The sequence below is a fragment of the Campylobacter concisus genome (genome assembly GCF_002913765.1).
Classification (GTDB): domain Bacteria; phylum Campylobacterota; class Campylobacteria; order Campylobacterales; family Campylobacteraceae; genus Campylobacter_A; species Campylobacter_A concisus_BB.
The window spans coordinates 59,631-78,933 of the sequence record NZ_PPCH01000014.1 but is presented as its reverse complement, the minus strand read 5'-3'; the positions used below and the strand labels follow the sequence as shown (position 1 = coordinate 78,933).

At 38.9% G+C, this 19,303-nt stretch carries 20 protein-coding genes; 10 read left to right on the top strand and 10 right to left on the bottom strand.

Going from position 1 to position 19,303, the window contains the following annotated elements:
- Positions 1-21 precede the first annotated feature (21 nt).
- Genes CYO89_RS04145 through CYO89_RS04125 form a run of 5 tightly spaced genes read right to left on the bottom strand, consistent with a single transcriptional unit; the run spans position 22 to position 4,725 of the window.
- Positions 22-771, bottom strand: coding sequence for an ATP-binding cassette domain-containing protein (locus CYO89_RS04145; RefSeq protein ID WP_103597239.1), 750 nt, complete (start codon positions 769-771; stop codon positions 22-24).
- Positions 768-1,448, bottom strand: coding sequence for an ATP-binding cassette domain-containing protein (locus CYO89_RS04140; RefSeq protein ID WP_103597238.1), 681 nt, complete (start codon positions 1,446-1,448; stop codon positions 768-770). The genes CYO89_RS04145 and CYO89_RS04140 overlap by 4 nt, the downstream gene beginning before the upstream one ends.
- Positions 1,445-2,245, bottom strand: a complete 801-nt coding sequence (locus CYO89_RS04135) for an ABC transporter permease (RefSeq protein WP_103597237.1) — start codon at positions 2,243-2,245, stop codon at positions 1,445-1,447. The genes CYO89_RS04140 and CYO89_RS04135 overlap by 4 nt, the downstream gene beginning before the upstream one ends.
- On the bottom strand, positions 2,242-3,165 hold the full coding sequence (locus tag CYO89_RS04130; protein WP_258032525.1) for an ABC transporter permease: 924 nt from the start codon (positions 3,163-3,165) through the stop codon (positions 2,242-2,244). The genes CYO89_RS04135 and CYO89_RS04130 overlap by 4 nt, the downstream gene beginning before the upstream one ends.
- A 27-nt stretch (positions 3,166-3,192) precedes the next feature.
- Positions 3,193-4,725 carry an ABC transporter substrate-binding protein gene (locus CYO89_RS04125; RefSeq protein WP_103597235.1) on the bottom strand — a complete coding sequence of 511 codons (1,533 nt, stop codon included), beginning with the start codon at positions 4,723-4,725 and terminating at the stop codon, positions 3,193-3,195.
- A gap of 175 nt (positions 4,726-4,900) precedes the next feature.
- On the opposite strand from CYO89_RS04125, the gene CYO89_RS04120 reads away from it, so the two are divergent.
- Positions 4,901-8,224 (top strand): DUF748 domain-containing protein, encoded by a 3,324-nt coding sequence (locus CYO89_RS04120; protein WP_103597296.1) that lies wholly within the window; start codon positions 4,901-4,903, stop codon positions 8,222-8,224.
- Here CYO89_RS04120 and CYO89_RS04115 read toward each other — a convergent pair.
- The gene (locus tag CYO89_RS04115) at positions 8,221-8,625 is read right to left on the bottom strand and encodes a hypothetical protein (protein WP_103597234.1); all 405 of its coding nucleotides are present in this window, start codon (positions 8,623-8,625) and stop codon (positions 8,221-8,223) included. The genes CYO89_RS04120 and CYO89_RS04115 overlap by 4 nt on opposite strands.
- Before the next feature lie 114 nt (positions 8,626-8,739).
- Here CYO89_RS04115 and CYO89_RS04110 point away from each other — a divergent pair, with 114 nt between their 5' ends.
- The 9 genes from CYO89_RS04110 (at position 8,740) to CYO89_RS04070 (ending at position 15,780) form a co-directional block, all read left to right on the top strand.
- Positions 8,740-8,943: a tautomerase family protein gene (locus CYO89_RS04110; RefSeq protein WP_009295389.1), complete on the top strand. Its 204-nt coding sequence runs from the start codon at positions 8,740-8,742 to the stop codon at positions 8,941-8,943.
- Positions 8,940-9,437, top strand: coding sequence for a thioredoxin-dependent thiol peroxidase (bcp, locus tag CYO89_RS04105; RefSeq protein ID WP_103597233.1), 498 nt, complete (start codon positions 8,940-8,942; stop codon positions 9,435-9,437). The genes CYO89_RS04110 and bcp overlap by 4 nt, the downstream gene beginning before the upstream one ends.
- An 8-nt stretch (positions 9,438-9,445) precedes the next feature.
- Positions 9,446-11,161 (top strand): phosphoethanolamine transferase, encoded by a 1,716-nt coding sequence (locus tag CYO89_RS04100; protein WP_103597232.1) that lies wholly within the window; start codon positions 9,446-9,448, stop codon positions 11,159-11,161.
- Positions 11,162-11,186: 25 nt separating this feature from the next.
- Positions 11,187-11,828 carry a thiol:disulfide interchange protein DsbA/DsbL gene (locus CYO89_RS04095; protein ID WP_012140436.1) on the top strand — a complete coding sequence of 214 codons (642 nt, stop codon included), beginning with the start codon at positions 11,187-11,189 and terminating at the stop codon, positions 11,826-11,828.
- Positions 11,829-11,928: 100 nt separating this feature from the next.
- Positions 11,929-12,843 carry a branched-chain amino acid transaminase gene (locus tag CYO89_RS04090; RefSeq protein ID WP_002939975.1) on the top strand — a complete coding sequence of 305 codons (915 nt, stop codon included), beginning with the start codon at positions 11,929-11,931 and terminating at the stop codon, positions 12,841-12,843.
- A gap of 16 nt (positions 12,844-12,859) precedes the next feature.
- Positions 12,860-13,972 carry a prohibitin family protein gene (locus tag CYO89_RS04085; protein WP_012140437.1) on the top strand — a complete coding sequence of 371 codons (1,113 nt, stop codon included), beginning with the start codon at positions 12,860-12,862 and terminating at the stop codon, positions 13,970-13,972.
- Positions 13,973-13,974: 2 nt separating this feature from the next.
- Entirely contained in the window at positions 13,975-14,709 is a 735-nt protein-coding gene (hisIE, locus tag CYO89_RS04080) for a bifunctional phosphoribosyl-AMP cyclohydrolase/phosphoribosyl-ATP diphosphatase HisIE (RefSeq protein WP_103597231.1), read from the top strand.
- Entirely contained in the window at positions 14,699-15,229 is a 531-nt protein-coding gene (locus CYO89_RS04075) for a DUF2393 family protein (RefSeq protein ID WP_103597230.1), read from the top strand. The genes hisIE and CYO89_RS04075 overlap by 11 nt, the downstream gene beginning before the upstream one ends.
- The gene (locus CYO89_RS04070; RefSeq protein ID WP_021088134.1) at positions 15,229-15,780 is read left to right on the top strand and encodes a DUF2393 family protein; all 552 of its coding nucleotides are present in this window, start codon (positions 15,229-15,231) and stop codon (positions 15,778-15,780) included. The genes CYO89_RS04075 and CYO89_RS04070 overlap by 1 nt, the downstream gene beginning before the upstream one ends.
- A 158-nt stretch (positions 15,781-15,938) precedes the next feature.
- On the opposite strand, the gene CYO89_RS04065 is transcribed toward CYO89_RS04070, so the two are convergent.
- The 4 genes from CYO89_RS04065 to modA all read right to left on the bottom strand — a co-directional run bounded on the left by CYO89_RS04065 (position 15,939) and on the right by modA (position 19,174).
- Positions 15,939-17,270 carry an acetyl-CoA carboxylase biotin carboxylase subunit gene (locus CYO89_RS04065; RefSeq protein WP_004317853.1) on the bottom strand — a complete coding sequence of 444 codons (1,332 nt, stop codon included), beginning with the start codon at positions 17,268-17,270 and terminating at the stop codon, positions 15,939-15,941.
- Positions 17,270-17,722, bottom strand: coding sequence for an acetyl-CoA carboxylase biotin carboxyl carrier protein (gene accB / locus CYO89_RS04060; RefSeq protein WP_103597229.1), 453 nt, complete (start codon positions 17,720-17,722; stop codon positions 17,270-17,272). The genes CYO89_RS04065 and accB overlap by 1 nt, the downstream gene beginning before the upstream one ends.
- Positions 17,723-17,807: 85 nt before the next feature.
- Positions 17,808-18,467, bottom strand: a complete 660-nt coding sequence (locus CYO89_RS04055) for a molybdate ABC transporter permease subunit (protein ID WP_103597228.1) — start codon at positions 18,465-18,467, stop codon at positions 17,808-17,810.
- 8 nt (positions 18,468-18,475) lie between these two features.
- The gene (gene modA, locus CYO89_RS04050; RefSeq protein ID WP_103597227.1) at positions 18,476-19,174 is read right to left on the bottom strand and encodes a molybdate ABC transporter substrate-binding protein; all 699 of its coding nucleotides are present in this window, start codon (positions 19,172-19,174) and stop codon (positions 18,476-18,478) included.
- Between the last annotated feature and the right edge of the window lie 129 nt (positions 19,175-19,303).

Below are 19,303 nucleotides of genomic sequence, written 5' to 3'. Positions count from 1 at the left end.
ACCTTTTTTGCTTGCATTATATCAAAGTTTGGAGTCATAAAATCTAGCTGCGTCAAGGTATTTTTTAAGGACATTTTGGCTTGCAAGATCTTCAAATTTACCAAAAGCCACTTGCTTGCCAGATTCGATTATTAGCACCTTTTGCGCTATCTTCATCGCGCTTAAAATATCGTGCGTGATAAAAATAATGCTGATCTTTTCATCCAAGCTTAAAAGCAAATTTATGATCTTTTGCTTCGTCTCATTATCAAGTCCGCTTGTTATCTCGTCGCAGATTAGGATTTTTGGTTTTGAAAGAAGCGCTAGCAGTATCCCAACCCTTGTCGCCTCGCCGCCACTTAGTTGTGATGGATATTTCTCTAAAATTTCATCTTTTAAATTTAAATTTGCCAGAAGCTCTTTAAGCTCATTTTCGCTAAAGCTAAGCTTAAGATATGACCTCACATGAGCGATGGCGGTTTTTACTTTTAGCGCTGGATTTAGGGCTTGTTTTTGGTTTTGCAAGATATATCTGATATCTTTTTTTAGCTCATTTTTGTCCGTGATCTCTTCATTATTTATATAAATTTTGCCCCCACTTTTTGGCTCACTAAATGATATGAGCTTTGCAAGCGTGCTTTTACCACTGCCACTTTGGCCCAAAATGGCTAAATTTTCGCCATCATCAAGCTCGCAACTTATCCCCTCTAAAAGGTGCAAAACTTCAGCTCTAGCGTTAAAATGCTCCTTAAAACTTAAACTTTTTGATACGTTTTCAAGCCTGATTTTCACGCATTTTCCTTTAAATTTAGCCGCCCATCTTTCATCTGCCAAATTTCATCACTAAGATATTTTGTCAGCGCCTCATCGTGCGAGATAAAAATGACGCTCATCTTGCCTTTTAGGCTCTCTAAGATGCCCGCCACGTGGCTACCGCTAATGCTATCAAGCCCGCTTGTTATCTCGTCGCAGATTAAAATTTTTGGCTTCAGGCAAAGCGCCAGAGCGATCTGCACACGGCTCGCCTCGCCGCCACTTAGCTCGTATGAGTATTTGTGCCAGATGAGATTTGTATTACCCAGCCCAAACTCCCTAAAATAAGCAAATGCAAGCTCTTTATTTGTTTTATTATCGCCGCCAAGATAGGCGTTAAAGTGATCGCCCACGTTTAAGAGCGGATGAAGACTGGCAACGGAGTTTTGAAAGATGAGCGCAGCAACCTTTTTTCGGTGCTCTTTTAGCTCATTTTGGCTAAGTTTTAAGATATCTTTTTTATAAATACTAAATTTATCCGCTCTCACTCTAAAATCATCATCAAAAAGCCTTATTAAACTCTTTGCAAAGAGCGATTTGCCACTGCCACTTGCACCTGTGATACCTATAAATTTACCCTCGCCCATGGCAAAATCAAGCTCACGTAAAAGCTTCTTATCCTTATAAAAAACGTTTAAATTTTTAATCTCTATCATATTTTTATATTGCCATTTTTTGAATTTGACGTGATGATCGAGGTTGCAAGGATGAGCAAAAAGAGCGTCACGCCAGGGAAAAGCACCATCCACCAAGAGCCCAGAAAAAGCGCCTCTTTGCTCTCATTTAGCATGATGCCAAGGCTTATTTTATTTGCGTCGCTACCCACGCCAAAAAAGCCAAGCGTGGCCTCCATAACGACAGCGTTTATCGCGTTTATGCCAAAGATGCTAACTATTAAATGCTTTAAATTTGGCAAAATTTCAAAGCAAATCAGGCTAAATTTACTAGCCCCGTTTATCACAGCTTGCTCGGCGTAGTCGCACTTTTTACTAAGTCTTAAGTTTTGCATAAAAACTTTTGCGCCCTGCATAAACGAGCAAATAGCGATGATAAAAGAGGTTATAAGCAGATCTCCGCTACTAAATGAGCTAAAAAGCATGATGAAAACGATGTTTGGGATACTTAAAAAGGCATCAAGCCCCTTATCAAAAAGACTCTCACAAGCTCTGCTCTTGCTCGTGCCAAAATATGCGTAGATGAGCGAGAAAAGCGTCGTTAAAAAACCAGCTAGCAGTAAGATAAGAAGCGAGTTTTTAAGCGCGTAGGCCACTCTTATGAGATTGTCCCTGCCTAGGATGTCAGTGCCAAAGATGTGCTCGCCGTTTGGGGCTAAATTTACCGCTATAAAGTCAGTGAAATTTGGCTCAAATTTAGAAAAAAATGGCGTCACAAAGGCAAATGTGACAAGTGCCAAAAAGACAAAACAGGCTAGGAAAAATATGACTTTTCTCATAAATTTCTCTTATCTGCCAAGATAGCGAAAATTTTAGCCAGTAAATTTGCAAAAACGACAAAAACAGCCGTTAGCAAAATGGTCGCAAGTGCGACTGGATAGTCTTTGGCGATGACTGCATCAAGGCTAAGCTTGCCTATGCCCGGAAATGAAAAAATGCTCTCAATGACGTATGAGCCAGCAAAAACGCCAGCCACAAGGGTTGCGAAATAATAGACTATGTCGGTGCTTGCGTGCTTTATGGCAAAGAGATAGATTTTGCCGCGCCCCAAACCTCTAGCGTGAGCCGTCTGGATGAAGCCCGCGTTTAGGCTTTGATTTAGCCTGTCTCTTACAAATTTCACGTTTGCGCCAAGGTGTGGCAAGATGATGGCAAGCGTTGGCAAGATGATAAATTTAGCCCCCACCCCGCTAGAGCCTAGCTCGTTTGCGCCAGAGCTTGGCAGCACGTTTAGATAGACGCTAAAGATAGCTATTAGCACGAGTGCGATATAAAAATGAGGGAGTGATGCCAGCAAAAAGGAGCTAAAGTTTATAAAGATATCGGCAAATTTATTTTTATAAATGGCGCTTAAAAGCCCCAAAAAAAATGACAAAAAAACTATCAGAAAAAATGAGGCAAAAAATAAGATAAGCGAGTTTAAAAGCCTCTCTTTAATGAGTAAAAAAACGCTCGCCCCGCTTACAAAACTAGTGCCAAAGTCCCCCGTGACAAAGTGAGCTAGCCATCTAAAATACTGCACAAAAAAGCCATCTTTTAGCCCCAAATTTTCTAAAATTTGCTCTTTTATAGCCACGCTCACCGCCTCACTTCGCAAAAACATCGCGTCAGTGACGTTTCCTGGCAAAAAATATATGAGCAAAAATAGAAAAAATGAGATAAAAAACAGCAATCCAAGGCTTGAGATCGCTGTTTTCAAAATGGCTCTAAACAAAGTTTTTATCCACTATTTTACTTGCCACTCTCTTATGTTCCATAAAAATCCAGCCCCATGGTGGCCTAAAATTTGCGTCTTTATGCCTGAAATTTTGTTGTTAAAAACGAGCGGATAGTCGAGATAGGCTATAAAAATGTAAGGTGGATTTTCAAAAAGTGCTTTTAGAAATTCTTTGTAGTATTTTTTCCTAAGCTCCACGTCCTTTGTATATCTTGCGTTTTTTAGGGCAAGATCGACGTTTGCGTCCTTGTAGTGGCTAAAATTCCAGCCATTTTCATTGACATCGATGTCAGCAAATCCTCCAAAAATTCTATATGTGTGAAAGTCTGGATCAAACGGGCTTCCCCAGCCGATCACAAAGCTATCAACCTTGCTTATGCTAAAGGCTGTTTTTGGCTTTGCATAGGCTTTGGCTCTTACGCCAAATTTCTCAAACTCGCTGCTTAAAATTTTAGCTAGATTGACCCTTAAGATGTCGTTATTAAAGGCGTAGATGTCAAAGCCAAGCTCCTTGCCGTCCTTCTCAAAAAAGCCAGCCTTATTTTTCTTAAAGCCGCTTTTTTCAAGTAGCTCCCTAGCCTTTTGCGGATCGTAGCTAAATTTAAACTCCTCATCATTTGCAAAGCTTTTTTCTATCGGGTTGTTCGCTACGCTTGCATATCCGTGAAATAGTTTTTTAACTATCTCGTCTTTATTTACGGCGTAGTTTAGGGCGATCCTTACATTTTTATCTTGAAAAAGAGGATCATTAAAGTTAAACATCAAAGCTCTATAGTCTGCACTTTTAAACTTAAGCAGGCTTAATTTTTTATCATCTTTTATGAAATTTACACCAGTTGGAGAGATGAGCGCAACGTCGATCTCACCGCTTTTAAGCCCAACGAGCCTTAAATTTTCATCGCCAACTATCTTTAAAAATAGCCTTTTTATCTTTGGCTCACCTTTATAGAATTTATCATTTGCCACAAACTCCAAGCTTTCATCTTTTTTCCATTTTACTAGCTTGTATGCACCAGTGCCGATAGGGGCGTCATTAAATTTATCAGTTGCGATATCTTTGCCCTTTAAAATGTGCTCAGGCAAAACGCCAAAGCTAAGCGCATCTAAAAACGGCGGAAAAGGCTCTTTTAGCGTGATCTTTATCTTATAATCGCCTAAAATTTCAACGCTTTTTACCACCTCGTAGTTTGAGATAGCAGGCGCGTTTAGCTTCTTATCTTGAGCCGCTTCGATGGTAAATTTAACGTCCTTTGCGCTAAATTTCACTCCGTCATGCCAAAAAGCATCATCTCTTAGCTCAAAAATATACTCCAGCCCGTCATCGCTCACCTGCCAAGACTTGGCAAGCTCAGGCACGACATGGCTATTTTCATCGTGGCTAGTAAGCCCAGAAAAAACCAGCGAAAGCGTAGGATCGTGGTCCTCGTCGTAGAGTGGATTTATACGAGGTGTTTGCTCCTCGATAGCGACCACAACGGCATTTTCATTTGCATAAGCAAAGGCAGAAAACAACAAAAACAATAAAGCCAAAAATCTCTTCATCACTCGCTCCTTTGTTTAAAAAATATTTGACGAATAGTAATACGAAATGCATAAAAGTATTATTAAGATAAGTGTAAATTTAATGTATAGAAAATTTGCAATTTCTAACTATCTTTTAACCTTTTTTAAAGTAAAATCAGGGCTCATTTTAGCTGACAAAAAGGTAAATTTCACAATGGATAAAAAGAAAAAAATAGCCCTAATCACCGGCATCTGCGTAGTCTCACTTTTACTTATTTACACGCTTCTTGGCTTTTTTGGTCTGCCTTATGCTATCAAAAATATCGCGCCAAAATACCTAAAAGACTACAACGCAACGCTTTTTGTAAGTGATGCTAAATTTAACCCATTTACCTTCGAGCTAAACGCTACAAATGCCGAGCTAAACACCACTTCTCCGCTTTTTAGCACAAAGCAGATCGACCTTAAGCTAAAGCCATTTTCTATCTTTAAAAAGCTAGTTGAGATAGACATTTTTAGGCTAGATGAGCCAAAAGTAAAGATCGCAAGAGATAAAAAAGCAAATTTTAACTTTAGCAATTTTATAAGCGATGATAACGCAACCAGCGAAGATAACAGCACCAGCTCGATAAATTTCGCACTAAATAACGCAAAAATCATCAAAGGTTCATTTTCTTATAGCGATCAAAATTTAACAAAGCCATTTAATGTAAGCTTTGATGATATAAACTACGAGCTAAGCTCACTAAATACGAAGAAAAATAGCGCTGGCAGTCACATCTTTGACTCAAACTCAAGCCTAGCACACAAGATCGATCTAAATGGCGATATCAAGCTAAATCCACTAAAAATAGAGGGCAACGTCAGCATAAAGGACTTTAGCATAAAGCCAGTTGCGATAAGTTTTATCGATAATGACACGTTAAATCTTAAAAATGCCATTATAAACTTAAAGATAAACTACGCTTTAAATACCGATGAGAACGCAACTGGGATAAATTTAAAAGATGGCTTTTTAAATGTAAAAGGACTAAGCCTTGATGAAGGCGCAAATGAGCTTAGCCTTGGCGAGTTAGAGCTTCCAAAATTTGATCTTGATAGTAAGATAGCTGATAAAACAGAGGCTGAGCTAAATTTAAGTGCCATAAATTTAAATGATATATCTTTTAAAAATGCTATCACCGCAAGCGTAAAATCACTAAATTTAAATGATATCTCGCTTCTTGCAAATTTAAATGAAAAAAGTGAGCTAAACGCCACAGCCAAGCTAAAAAACATAGGTGCAAACGCTCTTAAAATAGATGAAGCAGATAGAAATTTAGCAAATTTAAAAGATATAAATGCTTCAAATTTAAATCTAAATTTAGCAAATAACAAAACCACTCTAACGCTTGAAAAAATAGTACTTAATGGCATAAATGTGCCACTTAGCAAAAGCGCAAATGCAAATGTAGCAAGCGCTGGCGTGACAAATACAAATTTTACAATGGATGGCAACAAAAGCCTTGCTAGCCTTGATGAGCTAAACGTAAAAAACATAGAGCTTAAAGCAAAAAATAAAGATATAGCAAGCGTCGCTGATGTGGGGATAAAGAGCATAAGCTTTGATCTTTTAAAAATGGCTCTTGGGGTTGAAAATGTAAGCATAGATAGAGCGAAATTTAGCTCAGAGCTAAGTGAGAATGGGCTAAGCGCTGTAAATGAGCTAGGATTTGGCGAGCAAAAGAGCGCAAAAGCTACAAAAGCGGCAAAACACACTAAAAAAGTAGAGAAAAAGGCTGAAAATAAAAGTGCTTCAAAAAGCAAAGAAAATGAGTTTAAATTTGATGTAAAAAATATAAGTGTAAATAACGCAGATATCGCTTTGACGCACCTTTTTGAAGGCGAAAAGATCACTCATAAATTTGATAATCTTTTTGTAAAAGTAGCAAATTTAAGTAGCGATTTTAGCAAGCCATTTGACGCAAAAGTGGCGATGAAAAGCTCACAAAAGCTAAATTTGGATGTTGATTCGAAGATAAAGATCGAGCCACTTGACGTGAGTGCTAAAATCAAGCTAAATGATACAAATTTACCAAAGTATTTTGCCTACGCAAAGCCATTTTTAGAGGCCGATCTAGCTAGCGGACAGCTCGAAAGTAGCGCTGAGATAAGCTACGCAAAAGATATCAAAGCAGACGCAAAAGTTAGCATAAAAGATATAAGACTAAATGGCAAAAAAGCTGAAAAACTGGTCGCCTTTAAAAGCCTTGATCTTGAAAAAATTTCATTTGCCAAAAATGACCTTGCCATAAGCGGAGTGAGCTTAAATTCGCCATTTATCAAGGCTCATCTAAGCAAAGAGCGTAAATTTAACCTATCTCAGATCGTAAAAGAGGATAAAAATAAAGCTAAAACTGAGGCAAAACCTGAGAGCAAAAAAGTAGTTAGCAAAAAAGAGGACGAGCTAAAATTTAGCGTGAAAAACTTCTCTTTAAAAAATGGCGAGGTTGATTTCTCGGACGCATCGCTATTTATGCCATTTGCCACAACGATCTCAAAGCTAAATGGCAAGCTCACCGACATCGATAAAAAGCGTCCAAGCTCAGGCGAGTTTCAAGGTGTGGTTGGCAAAAATGGCTTTGCACAGATCACTGCAAAACTCTTTCCGTTTGAGCTAAAGCAAAATACTGATATAAAGCTTGACTTTAAAGATATCGATCTAGTTAACGTGACACCTTATAGCGGGCAGTTTGTGGGCTATAAGATCAAAAAAGGCAAGCTAAATTTAAACCTAAACTATAACGTCATCGACTCAAAACTAAATGGCTCAAATTTTATAAATTTTGACTCTCTTATACTTGGAGAGAAGGTTGAGTCAAAAGATGCTGTAAATTTACCACTTTCACTTGCCATCTCGATACTTAGCGATCAAAATAATCAAATAAACATCGATCTGCCAGTCGAGGGAAATTTAGACGATCCTGACTTTAAATATGGCGGCGTCATCTGGGCTGCAGTGAAAAAGCTCTTTGCCGACATCACGCTAGCTCCATTTAGATTTTTAGGCAACGCCCTAGGACTTGGCAACAAAGATCTTAGCTCTATTGATTTTCTTGCAGGAAGTAGCGAGCTTATAAGCTCAGAAGCGCCTAAGATAGCTGATTTCATAAAGCTAACTGGCTCAAAACCTAAGATGAAACTTAGCATAACGCCAACATACTCAAAACTCGATGAGAGCTTTTATAAAAACAAAAAACTAGATCAAAAGATCAATCAAATCATCGCTTCAAGCGGCAAAGACTACATCGCAGTTTTAAATGAGCTTGTGCCAAATTTAAAAGATAGAAGCGAAAAAGCCTTAAGAGAAGAGGCGCTAAAGGGCATCGAAGTCGATAAAGCAAAACTAGTAGAGCTAGCAAATGAGCGTGCAAATGCGGTAAAAGAGGCGCTTATAAAAGCTGGGCTTGAGGCTGGCCGCATAAATATAAACGATGCAACAAGCTCAGAGCCTAAGCAAAACACCTACACAAGCGTGCTAATGGGAGTGGCGAACTAAATTTCATTTATTTCGCTGCTTCTTGCATTATAGACAAACCAGCTAAGAAGCATAAGCATCATAAATGCCCCAAAAATAAGGCTTGCGTAAAAGTATAAATTAAAATCAGCTCCTAGCAAATTTGCGTTGTGAAGGGCGATCATAACGCCAGCTAAAGCGATTAAGTAGCCAATTAGCTTGATAATGAAAATTTTAGGATTTACAAGGATCAGCAAAAGGCCACAAAGTATGATGCCAAGGGCTATTTGTAAATTTGAAACGTCAGCTTGAGCGTTTGAAGTAAGTGTTAAAAAACCAGCTAAAAGCGCCATTAGTATCATCAAAACTGCATAAACCGCCCTGCTTCGTCCAAAGCCATACATAAAGCAAACAAAGCCCTTATTTTGCCTGTTATAGTCCATTTTTCGCTCCTTTTGGAAGTTTGCTTATTTTAATGCCAAATTCTTAAATAACGGCTTTAATCTGAAATTTCACTCATTTTGGCTAATATTTTGCATCTTAAAAAAGGAGCAAAAATGCCTTATGTTAATATCAAAATAGCAGGCCCAGAGCCTACAAAAGAGCAAAAAGATCAAGTTTTTAAAGAAGTAACCGAGACGCTTGTAAGAGTGCTTGGCAAGAAAAAAGAGGCAGTTATGATCTTTATCGAAACTCACGACGCTGGCAATATCGGCGTAGGTGGCGAGAGCGTAGAGGACAAAAGAAAGGGGATGAAATGAGCGAATTTAGCAAAGCAGACATGGAAAGAAAGATAACGCTTGAAGTTGGCGATAAAGCGCCAGAGTTTGAAGCGCTAAATCAAGATGGCGTAAAGGTCGCACTAAAGGACTTTATAGGCAAAAACGTGGTGCTTTACTTCTACCCAAAAGACAACACTCCAGGCTGCACGACTGAGGCTTGCGAATTTAGCGCAAACTACGATCAGTTTATCAAAAATGACACCGTCATCATCGGCGTTAGCCCAGATAGCGTAAAGTCGCATGTGGGCTTTATAGCAAAGCAAAATTTAAAGCACATCCTCTTAAGCGATGAGGATAAAGAAATTTCAAAGCTTTATGGCGTTTGGCAGGTCAAGAAAAACTACGGCAAAGAGTATCTTGGCATCGCCAGAAGCACCTTTGTGATCGGCAAAGACGGCAAGATAGTTAAAATTTATAAAAGCGTAAAAGCCAAAGACCACGCCGCAAAAGTGCTAGCTGATCTAGCAAAATAAGGTAAAAAATGACCAAATTTTTTAATACCATTATAAAAAGTCCATTTATAAATATATTTGTGGTTACAACGCTTGTAATGTTTATCGCAAATATCTATAAAATTTACTTTTTTGAAGGAACTGACCGTATAGCTCTTATGCATATGGCAAGAAGCTTAACTACTATATTTTTATTAAATTTAGTTATTACACATGTTCTTTACTTGCTAAGTCGTGGGCTGTTTAAAGGGCTTTATCTAGTTTATGCACTAATAATTTTTATTCTATGTTTTATAAATTTTTTCACTTTAACAAGTTTAAAAACAGATATAAATATAGCAATAATAGATAGTGTGCTACACACAAATCCAGATGAAGCCGGTGAGTTTTTCCAGACATTTTTTGAAGCTAAATATCTAGTAGTTGCTATACTTTTGTGTATCATCTTTTACGCTATGACAAGATATAAAAGATCTAACACAAAAGAATTTAGCCGAAAAACTATCATTGTCCTTTCGGTAATTTATATAGCTTTTGCAGCTGTATTCTTTACAAAATCAGCAATGAGAATATCGTCTAATAAAGCTGATAGAGCTATAAGTAAGCTCTCAGAACATATCCTGATAAACTACGCTTTTGTTTTAAAAAAATATCTTTTAGATGATAATTTTTTAGCTAGCAATAAACAAATTTTAAAAGATTACGACGTATCTAAAGCAGCAAATCAAAACATAAAAGCTGAGCAAAAAGTAGCAAATGTAGTCTTTGTGATCGGTGAAAGCTTACAAAGAAATGAGATGAGCGTTTATGGCTTTGGCTTGCCGACTACACCAAATTTAATGGCATTAAAGCAAAGTGGCAATGCCATAATCTATACAGATACTACCGCCCCTGACACATATACAAATGGTTCTCTTTCAAAGGTTTTAAATTTCTCAAACTATGAAAGCAAAGAGCCTTGGAGCAAGAGTTTAAACATCGTTGATATGTTTAGTCTAGTAGGATACAAAACAGCATGGATAAGTAATCAAAGCAATATAGGCGGATACTCTACAACACAAAAAAGCGTTGCAGATAGAAGTGATATCACATTTTTTACACAAAAATTTGCATCAGCTACAAATTATGCCGGTAGAGAAACAGATGGTATACTTTTGCCTGAAATTTCAAAGATAAAACAAAGTCTTGGAGAGTCACATTTTTATATCATTCACCTAATGGGAAATCACTTTAAATACGACCTAAGGTATCCAAAAGATTTTGCAAAATTTACAGCCAATGATCTACAAAATAAAATGAATCCTGGGCAAAAAGAGAGCTTTGCCTGGTATCTAAATAGCGTACTTTATAATGACTACGTGATAAATGAAATTTATAAAATTTTCAAAGACGATGAAGCTTTGATAGTCTATCTTTCTGACCACGGCGAAGCTCTTTTTGAAATAGATGGCATAAGAGGTCACGGCATGATAAACCGCTTTGTTTTAGAAATTCCGCTTATATTTATAGGAACTGATAAATTTAAAGCAAAATATCCACAAATTTGGCAAAAACTTGAAGTAGCAAAAGATTATAAATTTATGAGTGATGACATCATTCACACTTTTTCTGACATCGTAGGCACAAAACCACTTGAATATAACGCATCAAGAAGCTTAATAAGTGGTGAATTTAATACGAGTAGAAAGCGCCTAGTAAATGGTACTGACTATGAAAATATCAAAAATGTAAAGCCGCAATGGTAAATGACAAAAATAATAAGGAGCAAAGATGAAGCTTATAAAAATGCTAATTTTAAGTGCGTTTTTTGCGCTAAATTTATCAGCACTGACTGAAGGTGTGGAGTATCAAACTCTAGCAAAACCGCTTAACGTGCCTAAAAACTCAGTCGTTAAGGTCTTTAGCTACGACTGCCCTCACTGCTATAAATTTGACCGAACGATCACAAGAAAGCTGATGTCAAAGCTTGACGGGGTTAAATTTATCCCATATCACCTAAGCACCAAGGGCAAGCTTGGAGAGACTACAAGTAAAATTTTCGCCGCTCTTATATCGATAGACGAGGCAAATGGGACTGATCTGCTAAGCGATGAGTCTAAATTTAAGCAAGCTAAATTTGCGATCTATAAAGCAAGGCACGATGAAAAAGATGACTTTAATGACGGCAAAGATAAGCAAAGATTTATAGATCTAGCGCTAAATGCGGCTCACGTGAGCAAAGACGAATACGAAAAAGCGCTAAGCTCAGATCGTGCAAAAGAGCTTTTAAACGAGTGGTTTGCCTCTTATGATGTAGCAAGTATCAGCGGTGTGCCAGCCTTTGTGGTAAGCGGAAAGTATCTGATAAATTTAAGCGCAGCATCATCGATCGATGATATGGCAAAGACGATAAAAGAGCTTTTAGATAAGTAACTTTAGCCTAAAATTTACGGACATTTTGGGCTTAGAAATGTAAATTTAAAGCAATTTTAGATAAACTCGGATCAAATTTCTAAAAAAGAAAGGTTTAATTATGAACGCTTCAGAATTCATCTGGATGGATGGAAAACTAGTAAAATGGGACGATGCAAAAGTACACGTTCTAACTCACTCTTTGCACTACGCTAATGCTGTATTTGAGGGCACAAGAGCTTATAAAACAAAAAAAGGTCTAGCTATTTTTAGACTCAAAGACCACACAAAAAGACTTTTAAGATCAGCAAAAATGACCGTTTTAAACGTGCCTTACACAGAAGAAGAGCTTGAAAAAGCGCAGATCGAACTACTTCGCGCAAACAAATATAACAGCAACGTCTATATCCGCCCACTTATCTTTTTAGGATACGGCGTGATGGGCGTAGCGCACACAAAAGCACCGGTTCAAACCGCTATCGCTTCATGGGAGTGGGGTGCTTACCTTGGTGATGAGGGCCTAGAAAAAGGCATCAGGGTTAAAATTTCAAGCTTTGCCAAACTAGCTCCTGCTGCTCAAATGAACAGAGCAAAAGCTAGCTCAAACTACCTAAGCTCTCAAATGGCAAACTACGAAGCAAAAGAGGCTGGATACGACGAGGCGCTACTTCTTGACAGCGAAGGCTTTGTAGCTGAGGGCCCAGGCGAGTGCTTCTTCATCGTTGAAAATGGCGCATTGATCACTCCACCAAATGACAACAGCCTACTTAGCATCACCCAAGATACAGTCATAAGACTTGCTCACGATCTTGACATCGAAGTAAGAAGAGAGCGCATCACAAGAGATCAGGCATACACAGCTGACGAGGCATTTTTCACTGGCACTGCAGCTGAAGTAACGCCGATAAATAGCATAGACAACCGCATCATCGGCAACGGCGCTAGAGGCGAAGTGACAAAGAGACTACAAAAAGCTTACTTTGACGTAGTTTATGGTCTAAACAAAAAATACGAATCATTTTTAACATATATTTAAGATTTAAAGGAACGAAATGCCCGCTGATTTAAATGATTATTTCAACAAAAAAAAGCCAGGTAATGACAACAGGAGCTCAGGTCAAAATAATGACAAAGAGCCACCTTTTAAAAAGGATTTTAAAATGCCAAATATACCAAGTGGCTTTGGCAAATTTGGTGCGCTAGCCTACATCATAATCGCCATTATCGCGATCCTTGCTATCACTCAGCCATTTAAAGTGATACACTCAGGCGAGGTCGGCATCAAAGCCACAGCGGGTAAATATGAGCCAAATCCTCTGCAACCAGGATTTCACTTCTTTTTGCCATTTATCCAAAATATCATTGTAGTTGATACCAGAGTTAGGATCATCAACTACACTTCAGGCGAGGACATGGGCGAGAGCTTGCAAAAGTCTTATCAGGGAGCTGGAATTTTACGCAAAAACTCTATCTCAGTTTTGGACGCTAGAAATTTACCAGTTAGCATCGATATCACCGTGCAGTACCGCCTAAATCCAGAAAATGCACCACAAACTATCGCATCTTGGGGTCTTAGCTGGGAGAGCAAGATCGTCGATCCTGTCGTGCGTGACGTGGTTCGCAGCATCGCTGGTAAATACACAGCCGAAGAGTTGCCAACTAAAAGAAACGACCTTGCTAGGCAGATCGATGAGGGCATAAGAAAAGACATCGACTCTCAGCCAAACAAGCCAGTCGAGCTTCTAACTGTGCAGCTTCGTGAGATCATCTTGCCTTCAAAGGTAAAAGAGCAGATCGAGCGCGTCCAGATCGCTAAACAAGAGGCCGAGAGGACAAAATACGAGGTCGAGCGGGCAAATCAAGAGGCTCTAAAACAAGCTGCCCTTGCAGAAGGTAGTGCAAAAGCTGCTATCATCGAGGCAAAAGGTAAGGCTGATGCTATCAAGATCGAGGCTGATGCGACTGCGTATGCAAACAAAGAGATCGCAAAAAGTGTCGATCAAAATTTACTAAATTTAAAGCAGATCGAGACGCAAAATAGATTTAACGACGCTCTTAAAGAGAACAAAGATGCCAAAATTTTCTTAACACCTGGTGGAGCTGTGCCAAATATCTGGCTAGATGCAAAAGATAGGGCAAAAGCTAGCTCAGTTAGCGAAAGGTAAAAATGAATAGCGTAGCAAAAAGTATAGACTGGCAAAAGGTTGGTGGATTGCTCCCAGTGGTGGTTTGCGATCACGCTACAAACGAGGTTTTAATGCTTGCTTATATGAACGAAGAAGCACTAAATTTGACTCTATCTAGCCGCTACGCTCACTATTTTTCACGCACTAAAAATAGAATTTGGAAAAAGGGCGAAGAGAGTGGCAACACGCAAGAGATCAAGTCTGCGTCACTAGACTGCGACAACGACACTTTGCTTTTAAAAGTCGTTCAAAATGGAGGCGCAGCTTGTCACACTGGGGCAAGATCTTGCTTTTTTAACGAGATAAATTTAGAAAATTTAGAAATTTCTGATCAAAAAAGCGAGGTTAAAAAGCCAAGCTACGGCGTCCTTGATGAGCTTTATCACGTTATAGAGGATAGAAAACTAAACGCAGATCCGCAAAGCTCATACGTAGCTAGCCTTTTTAAAAAGGGTGAAAATCAAATTTTGAAAAAAGTAGGCGAAGAGGCAGGCGAGTTTATCATGGCTGCAAAAGATCTTAGTTTTGCCAAACAGACAAAACAAGACGTACAAAAAGCAAAAGATGACCTCATCTACGAAGCAGCCGATCTTTGCTTTCACGCGCTTGTCGCACTTTCATCTCACAATATCCATCCAGATGCCGTCAAAAACGAGCTTGCAAAACGTTTTGGCATGAGCGGTATCGAAGAAAAAAGATCGCGAGATGTTAAATAGCATCAAGCATAACATACTTTTTATACTTCAAAATGCCAAACTTATCGACTTTCTAGCCTATGGCTGGGTCTTTTTGGCCTTTATATTTATCGTGCTTTTAGGAATTTTTGTCGCGATAAAGTCGTGGTGGCAGATAGGATTTTTATTTATCCTAGCTGGTTTTTTAGGACTTTTTGCAGGCAACTACTACGCAAACAAATATATAAATGAAAATCTAAGACCAGTTAGCATAAGCAAAATAAACACGAAACAGCTTCAATATGTCGATGCGTTGATGGTTGATTTTAACATCACAAATAATTCAAACTACACATTAAACGTTTGCAAAATCGAGCTTGGCTTCTACCTTGGTTCAACGCAAAGCACGAGAAATTTTCTAAATTCACTAAACCCTTTTGCCAAAAAACGGATCATTTTAAATGAAGTGCTTTTGCCAAAGCAGAGTAAGCAGATAAGAGAATTTGTCAATGACTTTGCCTTCATTGACTACAATATCACCAAAAAAGCGGAGTGTTTTTGATGAGTTCAAACTACTTTACCATCGTTCATATCATCGTGCTTTTTGCGATCGCACTACTTTCTATTTTATTTCTTGTGCTATCGCTTAGAGCTGAGCGAAAGCTATTTTTATCACTACTTTTTACAAACATTTTGGTCTCAACCACGCTTGCCATTTTTTTGATGCTAGTTCTTGATAAATACACCAAAAAAGGCATAGTCGAAGGCGTAAAAAGCGAGCGAGTGTTAAGAAATGAAAGCATTGTATTTCGCGGTCAAGTAAGAAATGTCGGTAAATTTACCATTAGCAAATGCACCCTTACAATTAAGCTCATTAATCAACCGCTAAATAAAAACGATCTTGGCGGCGAGGCGCTATTTAAACCAAGTGGGATCTCATTTTTCTCATGGGTCTTTGGAGGCGATGAGGACGAGAGACCAAACACTGTGGCATATAAATTTGACGTAGCTCAAAATTTGCCAAAGCAAAAAGCGGTGCCATTTACTGTGACTATGCCCTATCCGCCATATTTTAAAAATGGTATGAATATCACAAAACTTAGTTGCTACTAATAAATTTAGATAAATTTTTAGTATTTATTGCATTTTGTGGTTACAATCTGGCTAAATTTCTCTTAAATTTAAAATAGCTCAGCTCATAAAAATTTGGCTTATATATAAAATAAGAAATTTTAAACCAAAGCCAAAAGGCAATGGTTTAAAATTTAGTTTTAATGTCTTGAAAGATAGTTTGTATCGTAGTTGTTGCTTAAAAAGTCTTTGTTTTCCATCATGGCGATGTGAAAGTCTTTTGTTGTTTTGATGCCGCTTATTATGAGCTGATCAAGAGCAACTTTCATCTTGTGGATCGCTCTATTTCTATCAGTGTCCCAAACAACGAGCTTACCGATCATACTGTCATAATACGGCGGTATAGAGTAGTCTTGGTAGATGTGGCTATCCATTCTCACGTTGCGGCCGCCTGGGCAGACATATTTTGTGATCTTGCCAGGGCACGGAGTGAAGGTGTTTGGATCCTCAGCTGTGATCCTGCACTCGATCGCATGGCCTTTTAGCTCGATGCTCTTTTGTGACGGTAGCTTTTCGCCCTCGGCCACTTTTATCATAAGCTCGATGATATCAAGTCCGCTTACCATTTCGCTTACTGTGTGCTCGACTTGGAGCCTTGTGTTCATCTCGATGAAGTAAAAGTCTAAATTTTTATCAACCAAAAACTCAAACGTACCTGCTCCCTCGTAGCCGATAGCTTTTGCCGCTTTTATGGCAGTTTCGTGCAACCTCTCTCTTGTTTTTTCATCAAGCAAGATAGCTGGGCTCTCTTCGATCAGTTTTTGGTGACGGCGCTGCATAGAGCAGTCACGCTCGCCTATGTGAAGCACGTTGCCGTGGCTATCGCCGATGATTTGAACCTCGATGTGGCGTGGATTTAGGATATATTTTTCCATATACATCGTGCCATCGCCAAATGCGCTCATCGCCTCGCTCTCAGCAGACCAAAACGCTTTTTCTAAATCAGCCTCTTTTTCAACCACGCGCATACCACGTCCACCGCCGCCTGCCGCAGCTTTTAAGATGACAGGATAGCCGATCTTTTTGGCTAGCTCTTTTGCAGCTTTTGTATCAGCCACAGCGCCGTCTGAGCCAGGGATGACTGGCACGCCAGCTCTTTGCATGACTTGTTTTGCCTTGCTCTTGTCGCTCATCAAAGCCATCGCAGCAACGCTTGGTCCAATGAATTTGATCTTATGATGTGAGCAAATTTCAACAAAATTTTGATTTTCACTTAAAAAGCCATAACCTGGGAAGATAGCGTCTGCTTCGCTGATCTCAGCTGCGCTTATGATAGCTGGGATATTTAGGTAGCTATCGCTTGAGCGCTCTTTACCGATACAAATAGCCACATCAGCGTATTTTACGTAGAGTGCGTCTTTGTCAGCGGTTGAATAAACCACAACGGCTTCTTTACCCATCTCCTTTATCGTTCGCAAAGCACGAAGAGCGATCTCACCGCGGTTTGCGATTAAAATTCTTTTTAATTCCATTAATTTTTCTCCACGCCAAATAACGGCAATCCAAACTCAACTGGCTGTCCGTCAGAGACTAGCATCTCAGTGATCTGGCAGTCAAATTCAGCCTCGATCTCGTTCATGATCTTCATAGCTTCGATGATGCCCACTACATCGCCTTTTCTCACTCTTTGACCTACTTTTACAAATGGTGCAGCGCCTGGGCTTGGAGCAGCGTAGAAAGTACCTACCATAGGAGATTTTATGCTATCTTTTGGCGAATTTGCAGCTGGTTTTACCTCTGAGCTAACGACAACATTTACAGGTGTTGGCGCTGGAGCTGCTGTTTGTGCCGCGGGCTTTGCAGGTGCGCAATAATCAGCAAATTTCTCTACCTCGACCTCAAAATCACCACTTTTTATCTTGATATGATTCATCTCCATACCATTAAAAAATTCGATAAGCTCTTTTATATCTTCTTTTTTCATAGAAAATTCTCCTAAATTTTTATATAAGCCCCTAATTGTAGCGAAATTTAAATAAATTTAATTTTTAGCTGGCATAAAATTTGTGCTAAATCCTACTTTTTTCTAGCAAATTTATAATAAAAAATAAGATAAAACTAAGCACAACTAAAACAAGACTTAAAGTGAGTGCCTGATCGTTTCTGCCATCATAGACTGCGTTGTAGATAGCAAGTGAGATGGTGTCTGTTTTGCCTATGATATTGCCACCTAAAATAAGCGTTATGCCAACCTCGCCAAGCCCTCGCGAGAGCGCTAGGATAAAGGCTGCTGCCACACTTTTTGCGATGCTTGGGAAAAGTACTAAAATGGCTGTTTGAAATTTATTTTTACCAAGGCTGTATGCTGCTTCACTTAGGCTTTTTGAAAGTGAGCTAAGCGCTGAGGATACTGGCTTTACAAAAAGTGGCAATGAGGCTATGAAAGCAGCTATAACAAGGGCTTTAAAGCTAAAGACGATCTCTAAATTTAAAGCCTTGCCGATGATGCCATTTTTGCCAAGCAGATAAAGTAGCAAAAATCCAGTCGCAATGGGTGGAAATATGAGCGGGAAGGTGACTATCATCTCAGCAACTGCTTTAAATTTAGAGCTACTAAAAGCTAAAAAATAAGCTAGAGCTAGCCCAAAAATAGCAAGCAAAAGCCCCTGACATAAAACGACCTTTATGCTTAAAAATAGCGGATCAAAAAGCCAAGCGAGCTCTTGCAAATTTCGCCCTATCTTATGCCAAATTTAGCGTAAATTTCTTTTGATCTCTCGCTTTTTAGCTCGTTTATAAATTTCTCGCAATCAGCCTTTTTCTCACACCCTTCAAGCTTTACAGCTACGATGTTTGCAGGGGCATAAAGCGCCTTATCTATCAAGATAAAACTACCAAATTCATCCTTGTGCGCGTTTAGCTCAGTTTGGTTGATAAAGCCAGCATCAACTTCGCCGTTTAATATATAGGTAACGACCTGTGGCACGCCTGCAACTGCTAAAATTTTATCCTTTAGCTCGCCCTCTAAATTTGCTTTTTGCATAAACTCACTCGCTCTCTTGCCATAAACTGTCTTTGCCGCGTCTGGCATAGCGATTTTTGAAAGCGTTTTTAGCTCGTCAATTTTTTCTATTTTTACGCCCTTTTTAGTAGCTAGCACCAAGGCGCCAGAGCCTAAATTTACAAATTCTGAAATTTTTAGGTCAGACTTTTTCAAAAAGTCCTCATCACCCACGATCACGTCAGTTTTGCCCTCTTTTGCCTGCGCCATGATCGCTTTGATGTTTGCAAAAGAGGTGTCAATATTTACGCCATCTTTTTTGAGATTTTGCGCGACCGCCTCGACTATCTTTTTATATCCACCGCCCGCACTAACTAGCAAATTTTCATTGCCAAATGCAAAAATAGCGGCCATTAAAAGCAAAAACTTTTTCATATTTTTCCTTTAAAAATAAAATTTCAAGATTTTATAAAATATACTCTTATATATTCTTAAAATATATTTTTACAATTTTATTCTTTTTCGCCAAATTTCGCCAAAATGGTATAATCTCGCAAAAACAAA

Bases quoted from the DNA above. Each gene is read 5' to 3' on its own strand.
- CYO89_RS04140 (WP_103597238.1), bottom strand. From the start codon at position 1,448: ATGATAGAGATTAAAAATTTAAACGTTTTTTATAAGGATAAGAAGCTT.
- CYO89_RS04135 (WP_103597237.1), bottom strand. From the start codon at position 2,245: ATGAGAAAAGTCATATTTTTCCTAGCCTGTTTTGTCTTTTTGGCACTT.
- CYO89_RS04125 (WP_103597235.1), bottom strand. From the start codon at position 4,725: ATGAAGAGATTTTTGGCTTTATTGTTTTTGTTGTTTTCTGCCTTTGCT.
- CYO89_RS04120 (WP_103597296.1), top strand. From the start codon at position 4,901: ATGGATAAAAAGAAAAAAATAGCCCTAATCACCGGCATCTGCGTAGTC.
- CYO89_RS04115 (WP_103597234.1), bottom strand. From the start codon at position 8,625: ATGGACTATAACAGGCAAAATAAGGGCTTTGTTTGCTTTATGTATGGC.
- CYO89_RS04110 (WP_009295389.1), top strand. From the start codon at position 8,740: ATGCCTTATGTTAATATCAAAATAGCAGGCCCAGAGCCTACAAAAGAG.
- bcp (WP_103597233.1), top strand. From the start codon at position 8,940: ATGAGCGAATTTAGCAAAGCAGACATGGAAAGAAAGATAACGCTTGAA.
- CYO89_RS04100 (WP_103597232.1), top strand. From the start codon at position 9,446: ATGACCAAATTTTTTAATACCATTATAAAAAGTCCATTTATAAATATA.
- CYO89_RS04095 (WP_012140436.1), top strand. From the start codon at position 11,187: ATGAAGCTTATAAAAATGCTAATTTTAAGTGCGTTTTTTGCGCTAAAT.
- CYO89_RS04090 (WP_002939975.1), top strand. From the start codon at position 11,929: ATGAACGCTTCAGAATTCATCTGGATGGATGGAAAACTAGTAAAATGG.
- CYO89_RS04085 (WP_012140437.1), top strand. From the start codon at position 12,860: ATGCCCGCTGATTTAAATGATTATTTCAACAAAAAAAAGCCAGGTAAT.
- hisIE (WP_103597231.1), top strand. From the start codon at position 13,975: ATGAATAGCGTAGCAAAAAGTATAGACTGGCAAAAGGTTGGTGGATTG.
- CYO89_RS04075 (WP_103597230.1), top strand. From the start codon at position 14,699: ATGTTAAATAGCATCAAGCATAACATACTTTTTATACTTCAAAATGCC.
- CYO89_RS04070 (WP_021088134.1), top strand. From the start codon at position 15,229: ATGAGTTCAAACTACTTTACCATCGTTCATATCATCGTGCTTTTTGCG.
- CYO89_RS04065 (WP_004317853.1), bottom strand. From the start codon at position 17,270: ATGGAATTAAAAAGAATTTTAATCGCAAACCGCGGTGAGATCGCTCTT.
- accB (WP_103597229.1), bottom strand. From the start codon at position 17,722: ATGAAAAAAGAAGATATAAAAGAGCTTATCGAATTTTTTAATGGTATG.
- modA (WP_103597227.1), bottom strand. From the start codon at position 19,174: ATGAAAAAGTTTTTGCTTTTAATGGCCGCTATTTTTGCATTTGGCAAT.